This window comes from Neoluteolibacter marinus (assembly GCF_014904755.1).
GTDB lineage: Bacteria > Verrucomicrobiota > Verrucomicrobiia > Verrucomicrobiales > Akkermansiaceae > Haloferula > Haloferula marina.
Window position 1 is genome coordinate 1 of sequence record NZ_JACZFQ010000110.1, and the last position, 22,225, is coordinate 22,225.

The window sequence follows — 22,225 nt, forward strand, 5'->3', positions numbered from 1 at the left end:
TCGCTCTATCAGGATACCGGCGTTCCCTTCGCGGCGAACACCACCTACCTCATCGACATCGCCGGGGGGGTCCGCGGCGGCTACGCCACCGGCGTCGTCCAGTTCGGCCTGTTCTCAGCCGCAGCCATCGGCACCCCGGTCCCGGGCTACCCCGGCTGGATGGACGAGAATGGCGTTCTCCCTGCATCGGGGAATCCCGACGCCGACAATGTCATCAACAAGCTGCGCGATGCCAGCGCCCTGACGACGATCGGCGCCGGCGGTCTCGCCCGGCCCTACTCCCTGGTCACCTCGGACACGCCTCCGGCCGGCAATCTGGTGGTGTTCCTGAAACACCTCAACGGATTCCGGGTCTCGGTCGACAACGTCCGGATCCTGGCCGTGCCGAACTCCATCGACAACGACAGCGACGGGCTGCCCGACGGCTGGGAACTGGCGAACAACCTCTCGCCCACCGACGCTGGCACCACCGACCCGGTCAACGGCGCGACCGGCGACCCGGACGGCGACTTGTTGAACAACGCCGCGGAGCTGGCAGCCGGCACCGACCCTCAGAACCCCGACACCGACGGCGACGGACTTAGCGACAAGGTGGAAACCGGCTCCGGCACCTTCGTCGACGAAAACAACACCGGCAGCTCGCCGCTGCTCGTCGACACCGACGGCGACGGCTACGATGACTTCGCCGAAGTCACGGCCGGCACCGACCCGAACGATCCGGAAGACCATCCCGTGGCCCTCCCGCCGACGGTCATCTCCTTCGGACTGACGGGCACCGTCTTCGAGTTGAACATGGAAAACCTCGACCCCGCGAAGACCTACACCCTCGCACGCGGCATCACGCTGTTGGATTTCACCCCGGTGGGTGATCCGGTCAACGGCGTCGACACCTATTCCTTCACCGACGATCCAGCCTTGATTGGCACCGGTTTCTACCGGGTCGAAGAGGTGGAAGCGGTCGAACCCTGAAGAATCCACGGGATAAACGGGTATAGGGTAACCCGGTCGGCCATCCTCGTTGAGGATGGCCGATTTTGTTTTCCCACGGAATGCGCTGCCGAACTTGTAATCGCCACCGGAGCCATCGGCGCCATCATCTGCTTCCCATGAGCTTCTTCGACTTCTTCTTTCCCGACCAGGCGCAGGCCAGCCATCTCCGCCGCATCGCCGATGCCAAGGATTTGGAAGCCCATCGCGAAGGGATGCGGCGCTTCAGCGAGGAGCGTGAGCGGCGCTGGGAAAGCGTCCGGACCCAGGATCTTGAGCAACGGGTGGAAGAACTCGAAAGGGACCTGGGCCAAGCCGGGCTGGTCATCGAGTCGCTGATCCAGCTGATGGACGAAAAGGGCATCGCGACCCGCGACCAGATCGCCGGGCGGGCGATCGAGGTGGATGCCGCCGACGGTCTCGTCGACGGCAAGATCACGCCCGCCGGAGAGGCCCTGCGCGCCCGGCCGTTCCTGTCCCGCCGCAAGTGGGAGGACGGCAAAAAGCCGACCTAGCGATCGAGCCACGCTCAGCCCGCCACCGCCTCGGCCACCCGCATGCCATCGAGCGCCGCGCTGACGATCCCGCCGGCGTAGCCGGCACCTTCGCCGCAGGGATAGAGGCCTTTGACCTCGGGATGCTCCAGGCTGTCGTCCCGGCGCGGAATGCGGACCGGCGAGCTGGTGCGGGTCTCGAAGCCCAGCAGCAGGGCTTCCCGGCCGGCATAGCCGCGGATCTTGCGGTCGAACAGGCGCAAGCCCGACTGCATCCGGCGGACGATTCCCTGCGGCAGGATCTCGTGCAGCGGCGCGGGCTTGCCGCCGGGGTGATAGCTGGTCTTCGGCAGGTCGGCTGAAATCTTGCCGGCGAGGAAATCGGCAACCCGCTGGCCCGGCGCGACCTGGCCGCCGCCGCCCGCCTGCTTGGCGGCCACCTCGAGGGACTTCTGGTAGGCGATGCCCGACAGCACCCCGTGCTCCTTCGCGAAGGCATCGGTGTCTTCCGGTTCAACCGTCACCACCAAGCCCGAGTTGGCGAACGGCGAGTCGCGCCGTGCCAGGCTCATGCCATTGACAACGACCTCGTCGTTCTCGGTCGAAGCGGGGACGATGAACCCGCCGGGACACATGCAGAAGGAATGCACCCCGCGGTCGTCGATCTTCGTCGCCACCGCATACCTCGCGGCCGGCAACAGGTCGGGACGCAGCTCGTCCTTGGAAAGATGATACTGCTGGGCATCGATGAACGGCTGCGGGTGCTCGATCCGCACCCCGACGGCAAAGGGCTTCCGCTCCAGCAAAATGCCTTCCGCCGCCAGCAACCGGTAGATGTCGCGGGCACTGTGACCGGTCGCGAGGATGACCGCGTCCCCGGTGACCTCCTCGCCGGCGGACGTGACAACCCCGTGCAATCGGCCGTCGCGGCTGATGAGTCCGGTCACCTTGGTTTGGAAGCGGACTTCTCCCCCACCCTCCAGGATCGAGGCCCTCATCGCCTTCACGACGTTCGGCAAGAGATTCGAACCGATGTGCGGATGGGCATCGGTGAGGATTCGCCGCGGTGCGCCGTGGGCGACCAGGATTTCGTAGACCCGGGCGACTGGCCCCCGCTTGGTGGCGCGGGTGTAAAGTTTGCCGTCGGAGAAGGTTCCGGCACCGCCCTCTCCGAAGCAGTAGTTCGAGTCCTCGATCACCACCCCCTGGCGGAGGATGGGTGCCAGGTCGAAGCGCCGCGCGGACGCATCCTTCCCGCGTTCGAGGACAATCGGCTTGAGGCCGAGTTCAAGGCACCGGAGCGCCGCGAACATCCCCGCCGGCCCGCACCCGACGATGACCACGGTGCGTGCATTCGCAGGCAAGGGCGGCGCGGACCAGTTCAACTCCACCTCCGGGACGAGCGGCTCGTCGACGGCGACCTCGAGGCGAACCTGCACTTTCACCGCCCGCTGACGGGCATCGAGCGAGTGCTTGAGCAGGCGCACGCCGGTGACCCGGGACGGTGCCAGCCCGAGCTTCTTCGCCGCGGCGGCCGCCCACGCGGATTCATCCTCGCTGGCGGCGAGGGGCAGGATCAGGTCGATCGTCTCGATCATCGGCGGGCCGTGATGGCAGGAAGTGGCGCAACTAGGCAAGTTGCGAATGGCGGAGGGCCGCGGAGAACCCTTCCCGCCGCGGGAAAGTCAGCGGATCTTCCGCTTCCTCCCGGAATCATCGACGCTCACATAGGTGATCAGCGTCGAGAAGATCGGCGGGGCCTGATGGTTGCGGCGGTCGAAGACTTCCACCCGGTAGCTGGCCGAGGTGTTGCCCTCGCGCTCGCGGGTGCAGCGGATGTTCAGGATGGTCCCCTGGCGGACGGAATGGCGGAACTCCACCTTGTCCATGCCGATGGTCACGAACTGGCAGTGCGGGAAATCGAGTGACGCCGCGATCCAGCACGCCTCGTCGACCCAGGCGAGCAGGCGCCCGCCGAACAGGAACCCGAGGTGGTTCAGATCCTCGGGCAGGACCAGACGATGCGTTTCCATGGCTCAGCGGCGGCGGCGCCTCTTGTCGCCGAGGATGGCCGCATCCAGCGACCACTTGCCGGCACCGGTGATGATCAGGACAAAGGCGGGCGCGAGGTAGAGCAGCGCCATTTCCTTCGACGGCCCCGACATCGAGAACAGCGGAGCGGCACCGTGCACTTGGAAAGCCGCCACGCACATCGCGAAGCCGAGGACGAAGGCCGCCGGACGGGTCATCAGGCCGAGGGCGATCAAGGCGGCCGCGAAGACCTCGGCGCCGATGGTCGCCATCAGGCTCATCGGTTCGCTGAGGTAGGACAGCGGCCAGATCTGTGGCACGACTTTCCAGGACTTCACGAGCTCGGAGTAGTTCTGCCATTTCATGAGGCCGTGCCCGAACAGCATCATCAGGCCGAAGGAAACGCGCAGCACCAGGAGCCCGGCCGAAGCCAGCGGGTCGCGGACCCCGCAGTCGAAGAGAAACTTTTTCATTCCGCGGTTTCGCTGGGATTGCCGGCGGTGTCCTTGCCTTTCGGCCGGATGAGGATGCGCTTGAGCCGGTCGTCACCGCCGGGCGAGATGCTCTCGACCTCGTGATCGTCGATCAGGGCGTTGTGGACGAGGCGACGGTAGTAGGCGTTGAGCGGGCGCATCTTGAAGGGCTTGCCGCTGGCCTTGACCCCTTCCGCGGCGTTGCGCACCTCGGTCGTGAGCTTGTCTTCCTGGATCGCCCGGTAGTGCTCGCAGTCGATGCGCACCCGCGGTGCCTTGGGGAAATGTTTCCGCAGCACCCGGTTGACGAGATACTGCAAGTCATCGAGCCGCTCGCCGTCCTTGCCGATGAGCAGCTCGCTGCGCGGCGTCACGATTTGCAGGCACGGCTCCTCCTCGGTGCCTTGCTCCTCGATTTTCACATGGAAACCGAGATGGCCGAGCATCGTGTCGAGAATCTTCTTGGCTGCCCCGACGGGTGTCATGGCCGCCATCTAACGATCCATCGCGGCTCGGGTCAATGACCGGTGGGCGCCACGGCTCAATTCGCGGCCCATTTGCGGCCGACCCCGGCGGCGATCTCCTCGAGGCGCGAGGTTTCCTCCGCGGTGAAGTCATGCGGCGCCTGCATGCCGACGCCCAGCGTCCCCAGCACCTGCGCCCCGTCCGGCGAGAAGACCGGGACGGCGAGCGAGCCGGAGACCTTGGTTTCGCGGGCATCCGGACGGGCCACCCCGCCCAGGTCCTGCTGGAGGTTGCAGAGCTCGACCGGTTCGCGCCGCTCGGCCGCCGCCCCGGCGATGCCCTTGCCGAAGGGGATCCGGGAAATCTTCGGCAGCAGGAATTCCGGAACCCCGACATGGGCGACCAGGTCGAGGAAGTCGCCGTCGCTGCGGTGAAGCGTGCCGGTCTGGCAATTGAAGGCACCGAGCACCCCGGTCAACCAGACGGCGGGATCATTGGCGGGATCGAATTCGAGGTCCATGGCTCCTATGTCCTCCCGCCGGTCGGGCGGAAACAAGGAAATCTTCCGCCCATGGCTCATTCCAAGCGATCGCGCTGCATACGGGTTTTCGGATTTACACCGCCACGAGCCAATTTCACCTTTCAACACCGTTTGATAAAAACCATGAAAACGAACCCTGTTATGACCCTCTTGGCAGCTGCCTGCCTTGCCAGCTGCGGAGAACCCGGCGCATCTTCGGCCGACAACTCCAAGATCCCCGTGGAAAATTTCGGTAAACTCCCCGACGGCCGCGAAGCCCACCTCTACACCCTGACCAACAAGAACGGCCTGGTCGCCAAGATCTCCGACCTCGGCGCCACGCTGGTTTCGATGCAAACGCCCGACAAGGACGGCAAGGTGCAGGAGATCACCTACGGCTTCGACGACGCCGCCGGCTACCTGTCCGACGGCAACCCCTACTTCGGCGCGACCGTCGGCCGCTTCGGCAACCGCATCAAGGACGGCAAGTTCTCCCTCGACGGCAAGGAATACAGCCTCGCCACCAACAACGAGCCCGGCGGCATCCCCTGCCACCTCCACGGCGGCAAGATCGGCTTCAACAAGGTGCTGTGGGACGCCACGGCCGATGCCGGCAGCAATTCGGTCACCCTCACCTACGTCTCCAAGGACGGCGAGGAAGGGTATCCGGGCACGCTGACCACCAAGGTGGTCTACACCCTCACCGACGACAACGAGCTGAAGTGGGACGTCACCGCCACCACCGACGCGCCGACCGTGCTCAACATCGTCCAGCACACCTACTGGAACCTCAGCGGCACCCCGAACGAGACAATCAACGACCACGTCCTGACCCTCGATGCCGACAAGTTCCTGCCGACCGACAAGGGGCTGATCCCGACCGGCGAGCTGGCACCGGTGGCCGGCACCCCGATGGACTTCACCAAGCCCACCGCCATCGGCGACCGGGTCAACGAGAAGACCGAAGCCCTCGAGTTCGGCGGCGGTTACGACCACGCCTGGGTGCTCACCCCGGCCGAAGGCATGCGCCACGCGGCCACCCTCCAGGAGCCCAAGAGCGGCCGCACCCTCGACATCTCGACCGACAAGCCGGCGATCCAGTTTTACGGCGGCAACTTCCTCGACGGCACCGTGGCCGGCCGCGACGGCGTGAAATACGCCTACCGCACCGCCTGCGCGCTGGAGACCGAGAACTTCCCCGACGCGCCGAACCAGGCATCGTTCCCGTCGGCGGTGCTGCGGCCCGGGGAAACCTACAAGCACTCGATGGTGTTCAAGTTTTCCGCCAAGTGATGCGATGAATCCCCAAGGCCGCCGGTTTCCCCCGGCGGCCTTTTTTCAACCCATGACGCGCCACACTCGGTTCTTGCCGACGCTGACCTCCACCCTTTCAATCCGCCTTCGTTAGAAAACCCATCCGTTCCCGTCCATGACGACACCTCTATCGTTCCTCGCCTTCACGCTGTTCGCAGCGTTCCTGACCTACATCATCACCCGCCGGGATGAGAAGGGTTCCTCCGACGGATTCTTCCTGGGCGGCCGCTCGCTCACCTTTCCTGTCATCGCCGGTTCACTGTTGCTGACCAACCTCTCGACCGAGCAAATGGTCGGACTCAATGGCTCGGCCTTCAAGGATGGCTTAGCCGTGATGGCCTGGGAAGTGGTCGCCGTTATCGCCCTCGTGGTAATGGCCTTGTTTTTCCTGCCGAGATTCCTCAAGGCAGGGATCACCACCGTCCCCCAGTTCTTGGAGAACCGCTTCAACAAGTCCACCCAGACACTGGTGAACATGGTTTTCCTCGTCGCCTACGCGGTGATCCTGATTCCCCTCATCCTCTACAGCGGGGCTCTCGGACTGTCGGACATGCTCGATCTGAAGAACCTGACGGGGATTACCGAGTCGAAGATAATCTTTGGCAACGAGGTGCCGCCCGACACCATCATCCTATGGGGCACAGTCTTCATGATCGGCATCATGGGCTCCCTCTATTCCCGCTTCGGCGGCCTCAAGACTCTCGCGGTCCTCGACACGATTAACGGCATCGGCCTTCTCATCGGTGGTTTCATGATCGCTTGGTTCGCCCTGAACAAGGTCAGTGACGGCGGTGGCATCGCCGAAGGTTTCAAAGTTCTGAAGGAAGCCAACCCCGACCGCCTCAACTCGATCGGCACGAAACAGACCAGCGTCCCATTCGGCACCCTTTTTACCGGGGTCGCACTGCTCAACCTTTTCTACTGGTGCACCAACCAGCAGATTATCCAACGCACCTTCGGAGCCAGCAGCCTCGCGGAGGGCCAGAAGGGCGTGCTGCTCACCGGCTTGCTGAAGCTCCTTGGCCCGATCTACTTGGTACTGCCGGGCATCGTGGCCTACCACCTCTTCGCCAAGGACGGCATCTCCAATGATAAAGCCTACGGCACCCTGGTGCGCGAGGTCCTGCCGCCCCACCTGACCGGTTTCTTCGCCGCCGTCATGGTCGGAGCCATCCTCAGCTCGTTCAACGCCGCGCTGAACAGCACCTCGGCTCTGTTCTCGATCGGCCTCTACCACCACGTGATCAACCCCAAGGGCTCGGAACAGCAAATGGTCAAGGCCGCGAAAGTATTCGTCGTTTCGGTGGCGATCGCCGGAATGTTCGCGGCGCCTCTTCTTGCCAGCCAGCCGAGCATCTTTGCCTACCTGCAGAAGATGAACGCGATCTATTTCATCCCGATCTTCGCGGTCGTGGTGGTCGGCATGCTCCATTCACGGGTCCCCGCCAAAGCAGCCTTCTGGGCAGTCGTGCTCGGCTTGGCCACCTTGCTTTCCAAGTATTTCTTTATTCCCGGCGCTGATGAAAAGCTGGACGAACTTTTCGGCCACAATTTCCACTTCCTTGGATTCGTCTTCGTCTCACTCGTGGTATTCATGGTCGCTTGGGGAGCAATTGCCCCGCGGGCCACTCCGTGGAAATTGGAAACCGGCACCCCGATCGACATGACCCCCTGGAAGAACGCCAAGTGGGCCAGCTTGGTGCTGATCATCCTGGTCATCGCCATCTACGCCAGCTTCGCGAGCTTCGGCGGCTGAGCCCCAGCCACTCCACTGACCTCACCCGGACCGGGTGGGGTCTTTTTTTGTCCACCGACAGCGCGGAGACCTGCCGTGACGAACCCTGTCTTCAGCCGATTTGCCCTTTGCCAGCGGCCGAAATTCGCCCACGCTTGGCTGACCCGAGACCACTTCCCGCCCGATGAAAGCCGTTGCCGTTGTCGCCCTTTCGCTCGCCGTTCCCGCCCTCGCCCAAACCCGTGATTGGGAAAACCAGGCGGTTTTCCGGATCAACAAGGAAGCGCCGCGGGCCACCGCGATGCCCTTCCCCGACCGTGAGGCGGCACTGACCAAGAAGCGCCTGGAATCGCCCTGGTGCCAGCTCCTCAACGGCGCGTGGAAATTCCACTACAGCGGCACCCCCGATGCCCGGCCGGCGGATTTCTACAAGCCGGACTTCGATGTCAGCGGGTGGAAGGAAATCCCGGTGCCTTCGAACTGGCAGCTGCAGGGATACGGCATCCCGATTTACACGAATTCCGAGTACCCCTTTGCCGTCGATCCACCGCGGGTGATGGGCGAACCGCCGGCGCACTTCACCAATTTCCCCGCCGACCAGCGCAATCCGGTCGGTTCCTACCGCCGCAACTTCACCGTGCCGGACGGCTGGAAGAACCAGCCGGTCTGGATCGCCTTCAACGGCGTCGACTCCGCCTTCTACCTGTGGCTCAACGGCGAGAAGGTCGGCTACTCGCAGGACTCCCGCACCACCGCGGAGTTCGACCTCACCCGCTATCTCAAGGACGGCGAAAACGTGCTGGCCGTCGAAGTCTACCAGCACTCCGACGGCTCCTACCTCGAGGACCAGGACATGTGGCGGCTCAGCGGGATTTTCCGCGACGTCTACCTGCGGACCTCGCCGGTGCTCGACGTGCGCGACCACTGGCTGCAGGCCGGGCTCACCGCCGACTACAGCCAAGGCACCCTGAAGTTTTCCGCCGCCATCGCCAATGCCGGCAAGCAGGAGGCCGCCGCGAAACTGAAGCTCGAAGTCCTGCAACCCGACGGGAAAGCGGTTCTCTACACAGGCGATAGCTCCACCAAGGTTGCGCCGGAAAGCAGCGCGGAGGTCGAACTCACTGCGCCCCCCCTCGCCGGCATCCAACCGTGGTCCGCGGAGCTCCCGACCCTCTACCCCTACGTCATCACCCTTTCCGACGCCACCGGCAAAGCCCTCGCGCACTACGCCGGCAAGACCGGCTTCCGCCACAACGAGGTGAAGAACGGCCAGTTCCTCCACAACGGGAAGCCGATCCTCTTCAAGGGCGTCAACCGGCACGACCACAACCCCGGCACCGGCCACTACGTCACCGAGAAGGACATGATGGCCGACCTGCTGCAAATGAAGCGGGCCAACGTCAACGCCGTCCGCTGCTCCCACTATCCGAACGACCCGCGCTTTCTCGAACTCTGCGACGAACTCGGCTTCTACGTCGTCGACGAGGCCAACATCGAAACCCACGGCATGGGCTGGGGTCCGGACGCCAATTCCCTGGCCAAGGACCCGTCCTGGGGGCCCGCCCACCTCGACCGGATGAAGAATTGCCTGGAGCGCGACAAGAACCACCCCTCCATCGTGATGTGGTCGATGGGCAACGAATCGGGTGACGGTGTCAATTTCGTCGAGATTTCGAAGTGGCTGCACGGCCGCGACCCCTCCCGCCCGGTCCATTACGAACAGGCTCAGACCCGCGCCCACGTTGATCTTTTCGCGCCGATGTACGCGCCGGTTTCCAGCAGCATCGAGTATTGCCGGAATGAGGAGAAGAAGCCCCTCGACCAGCAGCGACCGATGATCCAGTGCGAGTACAACCACGCCATGGGCAACAGTTCGGGCAACCTCGCGGACTACTGGGAGATTTTCCGCAAGGAGCGTCTCCTCCAGGGCGGCTTTATCTGGGACTGGAAGGACCAAGGTATTACCCGGGTAATCCAAGGCGTCGATGCCGCTGAAGACCGCTCCGGGAAAGGACATTCCACCCGCCTCTACGGAGTACTCTCGCGCGATGAAGGGCTCTACGCGGGTTCTGTGATCGTGAGCTCGGCACCGGATCTCGACCTCACCGAAGCCGTGACCCTGATTGCAGAAGTCCGGGGAAATTTCGGGGGTGCAAAGGCGCAGGGCGGAGGTGACAACAACCGCAATGAGTCTGACGGCTACCCGATCATCTCCAAAGGGGACACTTCCTACATGATCAAGGTCAATTCGGACGGCTCCAAGCTGGAATTCTTCGTCTACACTGGCGACCGCTGGGAGGCCGTCTACGCCGATCTGCCGGTGGGCTGGCGCTCGTCCTTCCACACCGTCGCCGGAACTTACGACGGTTCGAAGCTGGTCATCTACATCGACGGCAAGGAAGCCGCATCGCGCCCCTGCAGCGGTCCGATCGCAACCAACGCGTGGGAAGTCGCCGTCGGAATCGACACGGAGAAGCCCGAACGTCGTTTCGACGGTGCCATCCGCCGGGCTGCGGTCTACGGCCGCGCCCTGTCACCCGAGGAAATCGGCATCAACGCTTTGGATCCGCTATTGTCATTCGATTTCGCCCAAGACGCCGCGAAGCCGACCACCCGTGGAATCTTTGCTTACGGTGGCGATTTCAACGACCGGCCGAGCCAGAAATCATTCTGCATGAATGGCATCGTTTCTCCAATCTTGGTGCCGAGCCGTCAGATGGAGGAAGTCAAGAAGGTGCATCAGGACTTTCACGTAAGCGGCGTGGATCTTTCCTCAACGGACTTGAAGATCAAAATCTTCAATGAGCGCTTTTTCAGGGATTCCAGCGACATCACCGCGTCGTGGAGAATTCTAAAGAACGGCATACCCGCGGCAGTGGGTGAGATCAAGATTCCGATGATCCCTCCACAGGAAGCCGCAGAACTCACGGTTTCCACGGGTGTGACTCCAGCAGATGGAAACGAATACATCCTCCGCATCCGTATCGACCAAAAATCGGCCAGCGAGTGGTACCCGGCAGGAATGCCACTTGCTTGGGAGTATCTGCCTCTGCCTTGGACGAAGCGCCAACCTCCTGAGCCGCGGACCGTCCCGGGGAATAGCTCGTATTTGGAAGATGGTGATAAAATCATACTAAAGGGATCCGATAGCATCGCCACCATCGACAAGACGACCGGCATGCTCTCGTCCTGGAGGATAGATGGCAAGGACCTGCTCGTTTCCCCACTCCGCCTCAATTTCTGGCGCCCGCCAACAAACAACGACGAGGGCGCCAAGTATCCCCGTATCCTCTCGATCTGGCGGCGAGCCGGGGAAAACGCAGAGGCTAGTGGAATCAGCGTCACCAAGGATGGCAACGATGCCGTGGTGGATTCCCGGATCGCCATTCCCGCTGGGGAAAGTTCCGCGACGATCCGGTGGCGAATGCACCCCTCCGGCCAGCTCTCCGTGGCAGCAAGTTTCACTCCCCAGGGCAACCTCCCGATACTTCCCCGAATCGGCATGCAAGGAGAGGTTCTGGCGACCACCGATTCGATCACTTGGTTTGGTAAGGGGCCTTATGAGTCTTACCAAGACCGCAATAACGGGAGCTGGACGACCACCCATCGCAGCCGGGTCAAAAACCTCTTTTATCCCTATGCCGACCCCCAGGAGTCAGGCAATATTTCTGAAGTTCGGTGGGCGGAGTTCAGCCCTTCCCTCGGTGGCCCGGCGCTCAGGGTCGATGCCACTGGAGAGTCTCTTCTCAATGTCTCCGCCTATCCGGTGTCACAGGACAATATCGACATGGCCCGCCACCCATCGGATCTTGTCCCTGGTAAGACCATTTTCTTGAACATCGATCATCGGCAAATGGGACTTGGTGGCACCAATTCTTGGGGACAACAGCCGTTGGAACAATATCGGATCCCTGCCCGTGGCACATTCAACTGGTCCTTCCTGCTGACACCCGGGATCGCGCCCGTGCGAGCAGGCTCGAAACTTGAAAACGTCCCCGGCAACTCCCCGGCCCCGCCGTTGCAGGCTCCTGAAACAACCCAACCCGCCGAGTGATCCCACCCGTTTGAGAACCCGACTTCCCATGTCCCTCGACCTCGCCACCTCCCTTTCCGACCTCGCCGCCGACGCCTCCGCCGGCCTCAAGGAACAATTCGGCTGCGATGCCAGCGTTGTGGCCGCTGCTCCCGGCCGCGTGAACCTGATCGGCGAGCACATCGACTACTGCGACGGCTTCGTCATGCCGTTCGCGATCGACCGCTACATCGTCATGGCCGCCGCGCTTAACGGCACCGGCCAGGCCCGCGTCGCCACGGCGCTCGGGGGCGAGCCGGCGATCCTCGAATTGAACGTTCCGCAACAGGTCGGCACCCCGAAATGGGCCAACTACCTGCGCGGGGTGTTCCAGGGCTTCCAGGACCGCGGCCATCACCTCCCCGGCTTCGATGCCTTCATCATTTCGTCGGTCCCCGGCGGTGCCGGCCTCTCCTCCTCCGCCGCGCTGGAGTGCTGCATGGCCACCTTGCTCGAGGGCCTGGTCGACACGGTCCTCGACACCAAGGAGAAGGCGCTTCTCTGCCAGAAGGCGGAGCACGACTTCGCCAGCGTCCCCTGCGGCATCATGGACCAGTTCGCCTCCGCCTTCGGCAAGCCGAACCGGCTGGTGCTGATCGATTGCATGACCGGGGAACCGGAAATGGTGCCCTTCGAGAACCCCGACCTAACGGTCCTCATCGCCAACACGATGGTCCACCACGAGCTGTCGGACGGCGGCTATGCCGCCCGCCGCAAGAACACCGAGGAAGGCCTCGCCGCGATCGGCAAGAAATCCTGGCGCGACGCCACCGCCGCCGACGTCGAGTCCCGCTGGACCTCGATGGGCGACCCGGTGAACCGCCGTTCGCGCCACGTCGTCGGTGAAATCGCCCGCACCATCGCCGCCGCCGAGGCGCTTGCAAAGAATGACTTCGAGGCCCTCGGACCCTTGATGGCGGCCAGCCACGACTCCCTTCGCGACGACTTCGAGGTGTCTTGCAAGGAGCTCGACCTGATGGTGGAAATCGCCCGCGCGATCGGCCGCAGCGGCGGTGTGATCGGCGCCCGCATGACCGGCGGCGGCTTCGGCGGATCAACCGTGACCTTGTGCGAGTCGCGCAAGGCCGAGGCGATCGCCGCCACCATGGCCGAAAAATACAAGGAGGCCACCGGCATCACCCCGCAGATCTTCGCGTCGCGGCCTTCACTCGGCGCCCACCTGATGTGAGGCCCCGGATCGATTGAAAGCAGGGCGGATCTCCGGACGTTCCGGACTCTGCCCGATGTCGATCCGTCTCCTCGCCGCCCTGCTTTCCTGCCTGCCGCTTGTCGTCAGGGCGGACGGCTTTGCCGACGTCGCCACCCCGCTGCTCGCCAAGTACTGCTACGACTGCCACGGCGAGAAGAAGCAGAAGGGCGGGATCGAGGTGCATCAACTCGACTCCGCCGACGCGGCTCTCCGGCACCACCGCTTCCTCGCCAACATCGCCGAGCAGGTCGAACTCGGCGACATGCCGCCCGACGACGAGGATCTCCTCCCGTCGGATGCCGAGCGCGCCGCGCTGGTCGATGAGATCCGCTCGGTGCTGAAGAAACTCGAGACCGGCGATTTCCCCCGCAATCCGGGCCGCACCACGGTGCGCCGGCTCAATCGCAACGAGTACAACCACACCGTCCGCGACCTCTTCGGCATCACCTTCCAGCCCGGCCGCGACTTCCCCTCCGACGGGGCCGGCGGCGAGGGCTTCGACAACGTCGGCGACGCCCTCTTCGTCCACCCCGGCTTGATGGAGAAATACCTGGCCGCCTCGAAGAAGGTGGTCGCCGCCATCTACGATGACCCCAAGCACCTCGACCGGGTGCTGGTGGCACGGCCTTCCGACCAAACCCCGCCGGACCGGGCGGCCCGCACCACCCTCCTCACCCACGCCTCGCTGGCTTTCCGCCGCCGGGTCACGGACGACGACCTGGCTCCGATGCTCGGGCTATTCGCCAAGCATCTCACCGCGGGCGATAGCTACGAGGAGTCGATGCGCATCCCGTTGCAGTCGCTGCTGGTCAACCCCTCGTTCCTGTTTCGCATCGAGGCCGACCAGGAGGGCAAGTCCGAGTGGCCCGTCGACGATTTCGAGCTGGCAACCCGCCTCTCCTATTTCCTCTGGGCCTCGATGCCCGACCGCCAGCTCCTGCGCCTGGCGGACCTGGGCAAGCTCTCCGATCCCGCCACCCTCCGCGCCGAAGCCCTGCGCATGATAGCCGATCCCCGGGCGGAAACCCTCGGCCGCCATTTCGCCGGCCAGTGGCTCGGCTTCGACGACCTCCGCGAAGTCGCCGAGCCTGACACCACCCGCTTCCCCGAGTTCACCCCGACCTTGCGGGTCGCGATGTACCGCGAGTCGGTCGATTTTTTCAACCACCTCATCCAGGCGAACCGGCCGGCCACGGAGCTGATCCAGTCCGATTACACCTTCGCCAATGGCGAACTCGCCAAACTCTACGACATCGGCGGGGTTACCGGACCGGAACTCCGTAAGGTCGCGCTCACGGATCCGAATCGCGGCGGGGTCATCGGCCAGGCGGCGATCCTCACCGCGACCTCGCTGCCGCTGCGGACCAGCCCGGTCCGCCGCGGCAAGTGGATCCTCGACACCCTGCTCGGCACGCCACCGCCCCCGCCGCCCCCGGATGCCGGTGTGCTGCCCCCCGACGACAAGTCGACCGAAGGCCTGTCGTTCCGCGAAACCCTCGAGATCCACCGCACCAAGGCGAGTTGCGCCGGTTGCCACGAGAAGATCGATCCGCTCGGCTTCGGCCTGGAAAACTTCGACGCGATCGGCCGCTGGCGGACGGTCGACGCCAACGGCAAGCCCGTGGACTCCCTCGCCACCCTGCCCGGCGACATCACCTTCTCCAACCCGGCCGAACTCAAGAAGCTGCTGCTTTCCTCCGACGAACTTTTCCTCCGCAATCTCAGCCGCAAAATGCTTGGCTATGCCCTGGGTCGTCCGCTGGAGTACTACGATGAAGCGGTCGTGACCGATCTGGTCACCAGGCTCCGGGCCGACGACCTGAAAATGCAATCGCTGGTCCTCGCCGTCGTCGAGTCCCCCCCGTTCCGCAACCGCAGCTCAAGCCGATGAAATCTTCATTCCAAAGACTCCTGAGGCCGGTCAAGGACGCCGAGTTCATCTCTCCCGGTCTGCTCATGCTGATGATCGGACTGGCCTTGGGGATCGCCACCTGGATGGCCGCCGGGGCTACCGGCGATTGGCTGGCTGCCGGACTGCCTTTTGCTGCCGGGGTCGGCCTACTGATGAAACGACTGGCGGGCTCCGTGCTGCTGGTCATCACCCTTGGCTGGTGGTGCGTTGAAGCCATCTCGCGTGCCAGTTTTTCAGACAGAGGCGCTATCAGCCTCCTCTTGTCCATCGCCTTCCTGGTCTCGATGGTCTGCTGCCTCATTTGCCAGTTCCAGTATCACCTGGCCCGCCACCGCTCCTCCACTCAACCCGGAATCCGATAATCCATGGCCAACTTCCAATCCCAGAAATGGCGGCTGCCGCGCCGGCAATTCCTCCGCGGTGCCGGTGCCACGCTGGCGCTGCCCTTCCTCGACGCCATGCGCCCGCTGATGGCCGCCGGTTCGTCGTCATCGCTGCCGGTCCGCATCGCGCTCCTTTACATGCCGAACGGCGTCCGCGCCGACCGTTGGACTCCGGAAGGCGACGGTTCGCGCTTCAAGCTTTCGCCGATCCTTTCCCCGCTCGAAAAGCACCGCGAGGACCTGCTGATCCTCACCGGCCTGCAGAACAAGGCGTCGTTCAGCGGCGACGGCCACTACGTGAAGACCGGCGGCTGGCTCACCGGCACCACCATCACCAAGACCACCGGCTCCGACATCGCCGCCGGCGGCATTTCGATGGACCAGATCGCCGCGCAGCAACTCGGCCGCCACACCAAGCTGCCGTCGCTGGAACTGGGCACCGAACCGGTCGCCACCGGCATCGACACCAACGTCAACTACACCCGCCTCTACGCCTCCCACATCTCGTGGAAAACCTCGACCGTCCCGCTGCCCTGCGAGATCAACCCGCGGGTCGCCTTCGACCGCCTGTTCCGCACCCGCTCAAAGGGCGGGGAAAAACAAGCTGCCGATGACAAGTCGGTCCTCGATCTGGTCAGCGGCGACGCCAAACGTTTGCAGTCGCGGCTCGGCCAGGAAGACCGCCACAAGCTCGAGCAGTACCTCGAGTCGATCCGCGAGGTCGAACGCCGCATCGAGGCCGAGGCCGCCACCCTCGGCGCCGGGGAGAACCTCCCGCCCGATCTGCTCAAGCAGATGGACGCGCTCGACAAGCGCATCTCCAGGGCCATGGGCAAGGCCAGCCGCGAGGAGGAACTCAATTCGCGCCCGCGCTTCGACCACGGTGAACACTGCCGGATCATGATGGACCTCCAGATGCTCGCCTTCTGGTCCGACTCCACGCGGGTTTCCTCGTTCATGTTCGGCAACGACGTCACCGGCCGGAACTTCTCGTTCCTCGACGGCGTCAACGGCGGCCACCACGACATCTCCCACCACAGCAACGACGGTTCGAAGCTCGACCAGTACGAACGGATCAACCGCTGGCACGTCGAGCAGTACGCCTACATGCTCGAGCGGATGAAGGAGATCAAGGAAGGCGACGGCAACCTGCTCGACCGGACCATGGTCGCCTTCGGTTCGCCGATCCGCGACGGCAACAGCCACAACCCGCGCAACGTCCCGATCATCGTCGCCGGCGGCGCCAAGGCGGGGTTGAAGACCGGCAAGCACCTCGTCTACGAGGATGGCACCCCGCTCTGCGGTCTCTGGATCAACATGCTCGAAACCGCCGGCGTCGAGGCTCGCCAGCTCGGCGACGCCACCGACGGCTTGCGTGGCATCGCCTGACCGCCGCGGCCGGACGAAATCACCGCGACTTCACGAACCCTTCTCATTGCCTTCCTCCAGTCACCGGGAAATCCGGTCACCATGCGCGTCATCGTCCTGCTCCTGTTCCTTGCCGCCTGCGTCCGGGCCGCCCCCGAGAAGCAGATGATCGGCGGCATCACCTACCATGTTCTCCGTACCCCGGCCTCCGCGGTCCGGCTGGTCTGGAAGGACAAGGACGGGCGGCAGATCCGGACCTTCCCCGAAGCCGCGGCCCACGTCACCGCTGCCGGGGAGACCCCGCTGACGATCATGAACGGCGGCATCTTCGAACCCGGCGGCATTCCGAGCGGGCTGCTGATCCAGGACGGAAAGGAATGGCGGCCCGTCAACCGCAACCAAGGCAGGGGCAACTTCTTCCTCCAGCCCAACGGCATCTTCCTGATCGGCCCGGACGGTGCCGCCGTAATCCGCACCGACGAGTATCCCGTGCCGAAGGGCGGCATCCGCCAGGCCGTGCAGTCCGGCCCGCTGTTGCTCCGGAACGGGAAGGTGCACCCTCAGTTCAACGCCACCTCGGAGTCGCGGCTCCATCGCAACGGCGTTGGCGTCTCGCGAACGGGGGAGGTTGTCTTCGCCATGACGGACTTTCGCTCGCCGAAGTACCCGAACTTGCACGAGTTCGCCGAGCTCTTCCGCCAGCTCGGCTGCGACGATGCGCTCTTCCTCGATGGCGACCTCAGCCAAATGCGCAGCGGCAAGGAGATCCTGAAGCCGAGCAGTGACTTCGGCTCGTTCATCGCGGTGGTCGGTCCCGCGGCAAAGCCCTGAGTGGAGAACAGGGCTTCACCGGGACCCGGTCGCAAGGGAAATTTGCCATCGAGCCGGCCCGCTGACCGCTACTTCGCGGCGGGCAACTCCGCCCGGTTCACGCCCGCCGCATCGTAGAACTTGAGGATCCCGTCGAGGCGGCTCCGGAAGCTGTCGTAGTTCTTCCGGTCCGCCGGCGTCCAGGCGATCTCGGCGACCGCGGCGAGGCGGGGAAAGGCCATGTATTCGACTTTCTTCCAGTCGTGCATGTATTCGGTCCATAGCTGGGCCTGCACGCCGATCACATGCTTCGCCTCCTCGGGACTCAGCCCCTGGGGCACTGGCTCATAGGCATAGACGTTGTCGATCGGGCGGAAGCCGCCGATCGTCTCGAATTCCAGGCCCTTGGCGAGCTCGTCCTTTTCCGGATGCTGGTAGTGGTCGAAGTAGAGCCGCTGGTTCGGCGCCATGATCACGTCGTGGCCTTCCTTGGCTGATGCCACCGCCGAGTGGACGGCATCACCCTGCCAGCACATCACCGTCGCGCTCGGGGCCAGCCCGCCCTCGCGGATCTCGTCCCAGCCGACGAGCTTGCGCCCCTTGGCATCCAGCATCTTCTCCACCCGCTTGATGAAGTAGCTCTGGACGTCGTGGCCGTTCTTCAGCCCTTCCTTTTCCATCAAGGCCTTCACACGCGGCGATTTCTCCCACTGGTCCTTCGGCGCCTCGTCGCCGCCGATGTGGATGTAGGTCGAGGGGAACAGCGCGCAAAGCTCCGTCAACACGTCGTCGACGAAGGCGAAGGTCTCTTCGGTCGGTGCCAGCGTGTACGGATGGACGCCCCAACGGGTCATCACTTTCGGCGCATACCCGGGAATGTCCGAATTGCCGAACTGTGGATACGCCGCGATCGCCGCGGCCATGTGCCCGGGCATGTCAATCTCGGGGACGATGGTGACATGGCGCTCCGCCGCATAGGCCACGATCTCCTTGATCTGGTCCTGGGTGTAGAAGCCGCCGTAGCGCTTGCCGTCGTCGGAATTGCGGTTGCCGTAGGGCGGCGTCGAATCACGGAAGGCTCCCACCTCGGTGAGCTTCGGGTACTTCTTGATCTCGATCCGCCACCCCTGGTCCTCCGTCAGGTGCCAATGGAAGACGTTGAACTTGTGGAAGGCCAACCAGTCGATGAAGCCCTTGATCTCATCGGCGGAGAAGAAGTGCCGGCCGACATCGAGGTGCATGCCGCGCCACCCGAAGCGCGGCTCGTCGGTGATGGTGAGCGCGGGAATCCCCGCCTCCTTCGAGTCCTTCCACACCCCGGCTCCGGGAGGTGGCAGCAGCTGGAGCAAACTACGGGTCCCGTACCAAACGCCGGCCGCATCCTTGCCCGTGACCTTCACGCCCTTCGGTCCCGCTTCCAACATATAGCCACCCTCCTTCAGCGGCAGGCTGTCGTCGAGGTCGAGCCGGATCTCCGACGGCAGCAGGATCCGGAGCTCCTCGCGCACGATCTTCGGGGTCGACCCGGTCAGCGATTCCAGCGCCACCGCGAACAACTCGGCCTCTTTCGCCACATCCTTGTCGAAGCGGATGCCGGTTCCGCCCGAAAAAGCGAACTCGCCACCGCCCGCGGCCATCTCCTTGGGCAGCGGGATCAGCGACGGTTCGGCAACGGCGACGGCGGAGAGCAAGGCCAAGGCGAGGATGCTTTCTTTCATGTGAGGCACTTCAACGGTTCCGGCCGGCCCGGACAATCGGGAAAATGCGCAGCGCTACTGACAAAGCGGTCGTCGCGACGGAATCCACGGGAGGCCCTGGCATTGCGTCACTCCCAAAGGGGGAATAACCGGACATACCCGCCCACTCAGGCGAGGCCATCCCCTCGACGCCGGGCGGACTACGGGCCCTCCAACAGGCTGACGGCCATCGCCTTGGCCGACTCGCCGCCGCCACCGAGCATGCGCACCAGTTCCGCGATCCGCGGTTCGCCGGTCACCGGGAACAACCTCGAACGGGTCCGCCCCCCGGCCACCTCCTTCTCGACCACATAATGCCGCGCCGCCAGCGCCGCGACCTGCGGGAAGTGGGTGATCGCGACCACCTGATGCCGCCCGCCGAGGGCCGCCATCTTCCTGCCGACGGCCCGGGCGATCTCGCCCCCGACATTGGCGTCGATCTCGTCGAAGACCATCAAGGGAGTCGCGTCCTGGTCGGCCAAGGCGCTCTTCACCGCCAGCATCACCCGGCTGATCTCGCCGCTCGAGGCGATCTGGCGCAGCGGTTGCAGCGGCTCGCCGGGATTCGGCCCGAACTGGAACTCGACGCCCTCCAGACCCGACATTGCCGGTTCCTTGTTGGAAAGCACCTGGACCTCGAACGACGACTGCTTGAATCCCAGGTCCTTGAGCTGCCCGGCGATCTCCTTCGCCAGCTTTGGGCCCGCCTTCTTGCGCTTCGCCGACAGGGCGAGACCCGCCTTCTCGGTGACCTCCCTCAGGCCCGCCACCTCCGCGGCAAGCTGTTCGAGCCGCTCGCCGCGGTTCTCGACCGCATCGAGGCGCGCAGCCGCCCGCTCGCGCTGGGCCAGCACTTCCGCAAGGTCGCCACCATACTTCCGCTTGAGGGATTCGAAGAGGTTCACCCGCTCCTCCAGCCGTTTTGCCTCGGCAGGATCGATGTCCAGATCCCCGGCGTAATCGGCCAGAGAGCTTTCGAGCTCCTGCAGCTCCATCACCGCGCCCTCCAAACCCTGGGTGAGCTCGCGGATCGCGGGGTCAAGTTTCTCCAGGTCCCGGACCAACCGCTGGACCTCGGCCAGGTGCGACAGCACGCCACCGTCGTCCGCCCCCAGAGCCGTCGCGGCCGCTCCAGAGAGTTCCACCAGGCGGCTTGCGTTGCTCGACCGCCGGTAGCGGTCGGCGATCTCGTCCTCGTCCTCCGGCTTGAGCCGGGCGGCATCGATCTCCTCGACCTGATGCCGCAAAAGCTCGAGCTCCTGGGCGCTCGCCGACTCGGCATCGCGCAGGTCTTCCAGTTCGGTCAGCTTGTCCCGCCATGCCCTCCAGGCATTGCGGTATCCGTCGAGCGCGGCATCGTTGCCCGCGTAGGCATCGAGCATCGCCAGCTGGCGCTCGGTCGAAAGCAGGGACTGGTGATCGTGCGGCCCGTGGAGATCGACGAGGTGCTCGCCGAGGCGCTTGAGAAGGGCGAGAGTGACCGGCGAGTCGTTGACGAACTGGCGGTTGGCGCTTTGGCCGATGACCCGGCGGACGATCAGCGAGCCGTCCTCGCAGGGGTCGAGGCCGCCGTCGGCGAGCACGGCGTCGATCTCCGCGGCGTCGGTGAGTTCAAAGACCGCCTCCACCGTGCACGAGTCTTCACCGTTCCGGATCAACGACTTGTCCGCCCGTTCGCCGAGCACCAGCTTGAGGGCCCCGACGATGACCGACTTGCCGGCGCCGGTTTCACCCGTGACCCCGACGAGCCCGGGGCCGAGCTCCCACACGAGTTCATCGACCAGGGCGAGATTGCGGATTTTGAGAAGGGTGAGCATGGATGAGGCCGCGACGCGCGCATGATGCAAGGACGCGGCGGCGAGTCAATCGGACGCTCCCGGCACTTGCGGCCCCGGCCCGCGCCTGCCAGCCTCCGGACCGCGGATGGCGGCGGATTTCGAACTGACTTTTCTGGGCACCGGGACCTCGGTCGGGGTGCCGGTGATCGGCTGCCAGTGCCGGGTTTGCCAGTCGGAAGACCCTCGCAACAAGCGCACCCGCTCGTCCGTCCATGTCCGCTGCGGCGAGATCTCGGTGCTGGTCGACTCCGGCCCGGACCTCCGCGAGCAGGCCCTGCGGGAGAAGATGACGCGGGTCGACGCGGTGATCTACACCCACCCCCACGTCGATCATGTGGTGGGATTCGACGAGCTGCGGGCCTTCTGCTGGCACCGCGAGGGTCCGCTCCCGCTGCACGCCACCGCCGAGTGCATGGAAGTCCTGGTCCGGATGTTCGGCTGGGCCTTTTCCCCGGAAAACATCTACGGCGGCTACATCAAGCCGGACCCGCAGCTGATCGAGGGCCCCTTCGCCATCGGCGACCTCCGGATCACCCCGCTGCCGGTGGAGCACGCCAAGGTCCTCACGGTCGGTTTTCTTTTCGAGGCGCCGGGTTCCCATGCCGTCGCCTACATTCCCGACGCCAAGCGGGTTCCGCCGGAAACGATCGGGTTGCTCAAGCGGGCCGACGTCCTGATCCTCGACGCCCTGCGGCCCGCCCCCCATCCCACGCACCTGTCCACCGACGAGGCGCTGGAGATCATCCGGCAGACCGGCGTGCCGCGTGCTTGGCTGACCCACCTCGGCCATGACAACGAGCACCACGAGCTGGAAGCGATCCTTCCCGAAGGAGTCGGCGTCGCCTGGGACGGCTTGCGCATCCACGGTTGAAATCCA

17 protein-coding genes and 1 pseudogene are annotated in these 22,225 nt (G+C 64.6%); 11 read left to right on the forward strand and 7 right to left on the reverse strand.

Annotated features, from left to right (window positions below; translation table 11 throughout):
- Both IG178_RS21820 and IG178_RS21825 read left to right on the forward strand, forming a co-directional pair.
- Nucleotides 1–969 (forward strand): annotated as a pseudogene (locus IG178_RS21820) (thrombospondin type 3 repeat-containing protein); the annotation flags it as partial.
- Nucleotides 970–1,106: 137 nt separating this feature from the next.
- The gene (locus IG178_RS21825; RefSeq protein ID WP_193214711.1) at nt 1,107–1,502 is read left to right on the forward strand and encodes a hypothetical protein; all 396 of its coding nucleotides are present in this window, start codon (nt 1,107–1,109) and stop codon (nt 1,500–1,502) included.
- A 14-nt stretch (nt 1,503–1,516) separates the two neighbouring features.
- On the opposite strand, the gene IG178_RS21830 is transcribed toward IG178_RS21825, so the two are convergent.
- The 5 genes from IG178_RS21830 to IG178_RS21850 all read right to left on the reverse strand — a co-directional run bounded on the left by IG178_RS21830 (nt 1,517) and on the right by IG178_RS21850 (nt 4,970).
- On the reverse strand, nt 1,517–3,079 hold the full coding sequence (locus tag IG178_RS21830) for an NAD(P)/FAD-dependent oxidoreductase (protein WP_193214712.1): 1,563 nt from the start codon (nt 3,077–3,079) through the stop codon (nt 1,517–1,519).
- 87 nt (nt 3,080–3,166) lie between these two features.
- Nucleotides 3,167–3,514: an acyl-CoA thioesterase gene (locus tag IG178_RS21835; RefSeq protein WP_193214713.1), complete on the reverse strand. Its 348-nt coding sequence runs from the start codon at nt 3,512–3,514 to the stop codon at nt 3,167–3,169.
- A gap of 3 nt (nt 3,515–3,517) precedes the next feature.
- Complete coding sequence (locus tag IG178_RS21840) at nt 3,518–3,985, reverse strand: DoxX family protein (protein WP_193214714.1); 468 nt, start codon at nt 3,983–3,985, stop codon at nt 3,518–3,520.
- A complete protein-coding gene (locus tag IG178_RS21845) occupies nt 3,982–4,470 on the reverse strand; it encodes a Jag family protein (protein ID WP_193214715.1) in 489 nt (162 codons plus the stop codon). Before IG178_RS21845 ends, IG178_RS21840 begins: the two co-directional genes overlap by 4 nt.
- A gap of 56 nt (nt 4,471–4,526) precedes the next feature.
- Complete coding sequence (locus IG178_RS21850) at nt 4,527–4,970, reverse strand: GAF domain-containing protein (RefSeq protein ID WP_193214716.1); 444 nt, start codon at nt 4,968–4,970, stop codon at nt 4,527–4,529.
- 144 nt (nt 4,971–5,114) lie between these two features.
- On the opposite strand from IG178_RS21850, the gene IG178_RS21855 reads away from it, so the two are divergent.
- The 8 genes from IG178_RS21855 (at nt 5,115) to IG178_RS21890 (ending at nt 17,795) form a co-directional block, all read left to right on the forward strand.
- Nucleotides 5,115–6,263 (forward strand): aldose epimerase family protein, encoded by a 1,149-nt coding sequence (locus IG178_RS21855; protein WP_193214717.1) that lies wholly within the window; start codon nt 5,115–5,117, stop codon nt 6,261–6,263.
- A 136-nt stretch (nt 6,264–6,399) separates the two neighbouring features.
- On the forward strand, nt 6,400–8,040 hold the full coding sequence (locus IG178_RS21860; protein WP_193214718.1) for a solute:sodium symporter family transporter: 1,641 nt from the start codon (nt 6,400–6,402) through the stop codon (nt 8,038–8,040).
- Nucleotides 8,041–8,203: 163 nt separating this feature from the next.
- Nucleotides 8,204–12,073, forward strand: a complete 3,870-nt coding sequence (locus IG178_RS21865) for a glycoside hydrolase family 2 TIM barrel-domain containing protein (protein ID WP_193214719.1) — start codon at nt 8,204–8,206, stop codon at nt 12,071–12,073.
- 28 nt (nt 12,074–12,101) lie between these two features.
- Nucleotides 12,102–13,280 carry a galactokinase gene (gene galK / locus IG178_RS21870; protein ID WP_193214720.1) on the forward strand — a complete coding sequence of 393 codons (1,179 nt, stop codon included), beginning with the start codon at nt 12,102–12,104 and terminating at the stop codon, nt 13,278–13,280.
- Nucleotides 13,281–13,335: 55 nt separating this feature from the next.
- On the forward strand, nt 13,336–15,192 hold the full coding sequence (locus tag IG178_RS21875) for a DUF1592 domain-containing protein (protein ID WP_193214721.1): 1,857 nt from the start codon (nt 13,336–13,338) through the stop codon (nt 15,190–15,192).
- The gene (locus tag IG178_RS21880) at nt 15,189–15,575 is read left to right on the forward strand and encodes a hypothetical protein (protein WP_193214722.1); all 387 of its coding nucleotides are present in this window, start codon (nt 15,189–15,191) and stop codon (nt 15,573–15,575) included. The genes IG178_RS21875 and IG178_RS21880 overlap by 4 nt, the downstream gene beginning before the upstream one ends.
- Before the next feature lie 3 nt (nt 15,576–15,578).
- Nucleotides 15,579–16,985, forward strand: a complete 1,407-nt coding sequence (locus IG178_RS21885) for a DUF1552 domain-containing protein (protein ID WP_193214723.1) — start codon at nt 15,579–15,581, stop codon at nt 16,983–16,985.
- 81 nt (nt 16,986–17,066) lie between these two features.
- On the forward strand, nt 17,067–17,795 hold the full coding sequence (locus IG178_RS21890) for a phosphodiester glycosidase family protein (RefSeq protein WP_193214724.1): 729 nt from the start codon (nt 17,067–17,069) through the stop codon (nt 17,793–17,795).
- 68 nt (nt 17,796–17,863) lie between these two features.
- Here the strand turns inward: IG178_RS21890 and IG178_RS21895 are convergent, their stop codons facing one another.
- Together IG178_RS21895 and recN are read right to left on the reverse strand one after the other, a co-directional pair.
- The gene (locus IG178_RS21895) at nt 17,864–19,492 is read right to left on the reverse strand and encodes a beta-N-acetylhexosaminidase (RefSeq protein ID WP_193214725.1); all 1,629 of its coding nucleotides are present in this window, start codon (nt 19,490–19,492) and stop codon (nt 17,864–17,866) included.
- A 179-nt stretch (nt 19,493–19,671) separates the two neighbouring features.
- Nucleotides 19,672–21,327, reverse strand: coding sequence for a DNA repair protein RecN (recN, locus tag IG178_RS21900; protein WP_193214726.1), 1,656 nt, complete (start codon nt 21,325–21,327; stop codon nt 19,672–19,674).
- A 106-nt stretch (nt 21,328–21,433) separates the two neighbouring features.
- Between recN and IG178_RS21905 the strand changes: the two genes are divergently transcribed.
- Nucleotides 21,434–22,219, forward strand: coding sequence for an MBL fold metallo-hydrolase (locus IG178_RS21905; RefSeq protein ID WP_193214727.1), 786 nt, complete (start codon nt 21,434–21,436; stop codon nt 22,217–22,219).
- Nucleotides 22,220–22,225: the final 6 nt, after the last annotated feature.